This is a genomic window from Amycolatopsis sp. NPDC059027 (genome assembly GCF_042739735.1).
Classification (GTDB): Bacteria; Actinomycetota; Actinomycetes; order Mycobacteriales; family Pseudonocardiaceae; genus Amycolatopsis.
The window spans coordinates 43,596-48,031 of the sequence record NZ_JBHYIK010000039.1 but is presented as its reverse complement, the minus strand read 5'-3'; the positions used below and the strand labels follow the sequence as shown (position 1 = coordinate 48,031).

The 4,436-nt window shown below is 71.0% G+C and carries 3 protein-coding genes; 2 read left to right on the top strand and 1 reads right to left on the bottom strand.

The window, feature by feature from the left end; all coding sequences use genetic code 11:
* The first annotated feature begins 239 nt into the window (after positions 1-239).
* Positions 240-1,049 carry an arginase family protein gene (locus ACFWY9_RS25940; RefSeq protein WP_378340139.1) on the top strand — a complete coding sequence of 270 codons (810 nt, stop codon included), beginning with the start codon at positions 240-242 and terminating at the stop codon, positions 1,047-1,049.
* 357 nt (positions 1,050-1,406) lie between these two features.
* Positions 1,407-2,696, top strand: a complete 1,290-nt coding sequence (locus tag ACFWY9_RS25935; RefSeq protein WP_378328932.1) for a PucR family transcriptional regulator — start codon at positions 1,407-1,409, stop codon at positions 2,694-2,696.
* A gap of 276 nt (positions 2,697-2,972) precedes the next feature.
* On the opposite strand, the gene ACFWY9_RS25930 is transcribed toward ACFWY9_RS25935, so the two are convergent.
* The coding region (locus ACFWY9_RS25930) for a DUF6801 domain-containing protein (protein WP_378340138.1) at positions 2,973-4,436 on the bottom strand (1,464 nt) is incomplete at its 5' end.

Below are 4,436 nucleotides of genomic sequence, written 5' to 3'. Positions count from 1 at the left end.
GTCGGCGTGCGCGCGACCGTCGTCGTCCCCGCCGAGCTGGTCACGGTGACCGACGCGGGCCCGGGGGGGGGGGGGGGGGGGCCCCCGCCCCCCCCGCGAGACACCCAACCAACCACCCAAACCCGCGCGCGCGCGCCCGCGCGCGCGCGCGCCCGCCCCCCCCCCCGCCCCCCTCCCCCCACCCCCCCCATACCCCTCGTCTTACGCGAGCAACGTCCCCTTCAGCTAACGTCGCGGACATGCTCATCAACGCGGTTCCCCAGTGGCAGGGCGCGCTCAGCCCGCGCGCGCCGGAGCTTCCCGACGGGTGTGTGGCGCTCGCCGAGCTGGCCGGGCACGTGCTCGGCCGGCCGGTACACCACATCCAGCAGAGCAGGGCGACGTCGCCGGTGGTCGGCGGCATCGCCAACCGCGAGGTCCTGCTCGCGAACCGCCCGGCGCAGCTGGCCGCGCTGGAGGCACCCGGCGGGCCGGTGCTGACCATCGGCGGGGACTGCGGGACCGAACTGGTCCCCGTCGGCGTCGCGCGGTTCCGGTACGGACCGGGTCTCGGCATTGTCTGGTTCGACGCGCATCCCGATCTCAACACCGCGGAATCCTCGACGTCCGGTGCCTACCACGGGATGGTGCTGCGGTCACTGCTCGGCGACGGCGACCCGGACTTCGTGGCGAATCCCGCTCTGGAGCGGGGGAGGGCGGTGCTCGCCGGGACGAGGGTCTTCGACGACGCCGAGCGGGAGGCGGCCGAGAGCGGCCTCGTCGCGCGGGTCCCCGACATCACCGAGGACGGCGCCCTCATCGCCGCGTTGTCCGGTGCGGAGCACGTCTACGTGCATCTCGACCTCGACATCCTCGACCCCGATGAGTTCGGCGGGCTCAATTTCCCCGAGCCCGGCGGGGTGACGATCGCCGAGCTGGTCGCGGCCATCGAGTCCCTGTCCGCCTTCGATGTCGTCGGCGCCGGGATCACCGAAGGCGTCGGCACCGAAGGGCTGGAAGTGCTGGAACCCGTGCTGGCCGCGATCGGCGGGCTGCTCAGCCGGGGTTAGCCCGGTTGGCCGCGCGGGCACCGAGGGACGCCTTCGGTGCGTTCGATGCACCGAGGGACGCCCTCGTCGCGCTCAACGCACCCAGGGCGTCCCTCGGATCTCCACGGGGTAACTCGCGAAGCCGGCGTTCGTCCGTTCGTACGTATTTTCCCGGGCACCCGGTGGACGGGTTTTCCTCCACTACGAGGTGGTGCCGGAGATCTTGTCACGAACATGACAAGAACTCGGTTTTCTGCGGAACAGGTGACACATCGGGGGCTAGTTTTTCGATGTGTCCGGTGTCACCCCCGCAGCGGCGCGGGGAGGTGTGGCCGTGCCTCGGCGCGGCCGGACGCTGGGTGGAGCGAAGGAGCTGCGATGTCGCTGGAGCGCGGATTCGAGCACGCTGCGCCCCCGGCGGCACTGCCGCGGAAACTCGCCGACATCCTCCGCCCCGAACTCGGCAGCCTCGCCACCGAGATCGTCGAGGAGATCCGCGCGACCATCCCGGCCTACGCGCGTCCGCTCGACGGCCCGTACGGCAAGTCGATCCGTGCCGGCGTCGAATACGCGATCACGTTGTTCGTCGCGCAGATCGCGGATCCGTCGGTGTCGAAGGAGCAGTCCCACGAGGTGCACCACCGGCTCGGGCAGAACGAGATGCGCGAGGGCCGCAGCCTGGACTCGCTGCAGTCCGCCTACCGCGTCGGCGCGCGGGTTTCGTGGCGGCGGATCATGCGTGTCGGCAGGCGCAGCGGCCTGTCCTCGGCGGTGATGTCCCAGCTGGCCGACGCGATGCTGGGGTTCATGGACGAACTCGCCTCGGTGGCGCTCGACGGCTACCTCGAGGCCAAGGCGAGAACCGCGGGCGCGCTGGACAGCTGGAGACGCAAGCTGCTCCAGCTCGTGCTCGAAAGCCCGCCCGCACCGGCGAAGGCGATCACCGAACTGGCGCAGCTCATCGGCTGGACGGTCCCCGCGCAGGCGACGCCGGTTGCCCTCCACCCCCAGGGCGAGGCGCTTCCGCCGCGCCGCATGGCGGCGCTGGACTCCGACGTACTCGCCGAACTCGACGGCGTGGAGCCGAAACTCGTCGTCCCCGGCGAGATCAGCGCCGCACGACTGGCCTCGCTGCAGGCCGCGCTCCCGGACTGCCGCCTCGCCCTCGGCCCGCGCGTCGCACTCGACACTCTCGCCGATTCGTTGCGCTGGGCCCGGCGCGCACTGCTGCTCGCCGAACGCGGCGTCATCGTGCCGCGTCGCGTGGTCCGTGCCGAGGACCATCTGGCGACCCTGCTGGTCAATTCCGATCTCGGCCTGGTCGGTGCGTTGCGGAACCGGCTGTTCGCGCCGCTGGTGAGCATGACCGACAAACAGCGGGAACGGCTGCTGGAGACGCTGCGGGCCTGGCTGGACAGTCAGGGCAACGTCGTCGAGATCGCCGAGCGCCTCGGCGTGCACCCGCAGACCGTCCGCTACCGGATGCGCCAGCTTCAGTCGACCTTCGGCGAGAACCTGCGTGATCCCGCCGCCCGCTTCGAAATGGAACTCGCCCTGCGGGCGGGGACGTGCCAAGCGCCGCCGGGAAATCGTTTCCCCGTCAGTGAACTGCTTCCCGCGCCGCGGCGGAGCGGTCCACAGTGGACGCCCAAACAGGCGACACGCTGAGCCGCTGAGCCTGGATCCACGGACGCTCGGATGACGCGAACGTGTGATGTGCTGAGCCTGTCGCGAACGACGCGTTCGGGACGTTCAGCGGAACCATCTGCTCCCGTCAGCCCCACTCGCCCCGCGAGTCACCCGTCGCGCGCGCTGGCGCGTGGTGCTGAGGCGGGATGTCCGTGGGGGCCTCCCCGGGCGCAAAATGCGAGGTAACCGGATCGTCTACGGGCTGTCCTCGTTCGGGAGTCCTTTATGGACTTCAGTGCCCCTCGCGTTCGCGTGTCAGGAGGGCGGTTTGGGGCAGTTCCGGTGGTCGGGTTCGTGGCAGGGCAGGAGGTTCTGGGTGATCACCTTGGCCTGGTTCCCCGGCCCGGACGTCATCCCGGTCAGCAGCGCGTCGAGGGGTTCCGCGACGCCGCAGCCCTTGAAGGGCGGCAGCGTGAACCCGCGGAACTTCGGATCCGGCGAGTTCGGATCGGTGCCGATGACGCCGATCCCGAACGGGTCGTAGTCACCGCGGATGTCGAGGGCCACCGGCCGGGCGGTCACGCAGTCCGGGCCGAGGTCCAGCGGGGTGCCGTTGACCTTCGCGTCACTCATCCTGGCCATGACTTCGAGGTGCGTGGTGAGGATCCCGTTGTCCAGCGATCCGACGATCTCGATGTCCTTGCCGTTCTTGTAGTCGAGCGGCAGGAACTCGACGGTCCCGCTGACCGGGACGAAGCCGAAACCCAGGAAGGGCACCGAGACCGGCTTGAAGGAGACGAAACCCTGTGCCGTCACCACGGGCGGCGAGTCCGGTGGGAAACGCATGATCAACCGGCCCTTGACCAGCCCGGTCGGGCCGGTGGCCACCTTGACGCCCAGGCGTTCCACCGTGGCCGTCGAGGTGACCCGCACCAGGCCGAGGGCCTGGATGTAGGGCGGCGGCTCCTCGTCCTGCGCGGTCACCGTTCCCGGCTCGCCGCGCCGCTCGCCGGGTGCTCCTCCCGGTGCCCCCGGAGCCGGGGATGCCGTCTGGGGAGTCGCCGGGGGCGTCACCATGATGGACCCGAGCGTCGTGTTCTGCTCCGGATCCAGCGTGCAGGTGATCTGCTTCGCCGGCGCCGTCGCGGGGGTGCCGTCGGGCGGGGGTGACTGCAGCGCGAGCGTGGGCGCGGTGAGCCCGAGGACGACGGGTCCGGCGGATTCGAGGGCGAACTCCGGTGGCTTCCCGGTCGCGGTCAGGGTGAGGTCACCGGTGTCCGGCACCGGAGTCGGCGCGACGTCCATCGGGACGGTGATCGTGTCGTGCTTCGTGTCCTGGACAGCGGTGAGGACGACGCTGAGTCCACCTTGGACAGACCCGTGACCGGAAGTGCCAGGCGTGACCAGGGACTGCGCCGCGTCACGTGGCAGGACGAGCTTCATCGACAACTCGCCGAGCGTGATGGGCTTGCTCTTCGCCGCCGAGACCGGGAGTTTCGCGGTGATCTCGGCCGACACCCCGCGCGGCCCGATCGGGGCGGCGAAGGCGCACGTGCTCGTGACGGTGCGCGTGACGGCGCGGAGTTCCTGTGCCGACGGGGATTCCGGCCCGGTCGCCGCCGACCCCACGCCGGTCAGCCCGCCGGTGATGACGGACGCGAGTCCGACGGCCGTGAGCGCGCTCGCTGTCGTTCTCCGCCTGCGGGCTTGGCTTGTCATGGATGTCCCGGCTCCGGTGGTGATCGGGTGCGGAGCGGGGTGGCCGGTGCCCGGGGGCAC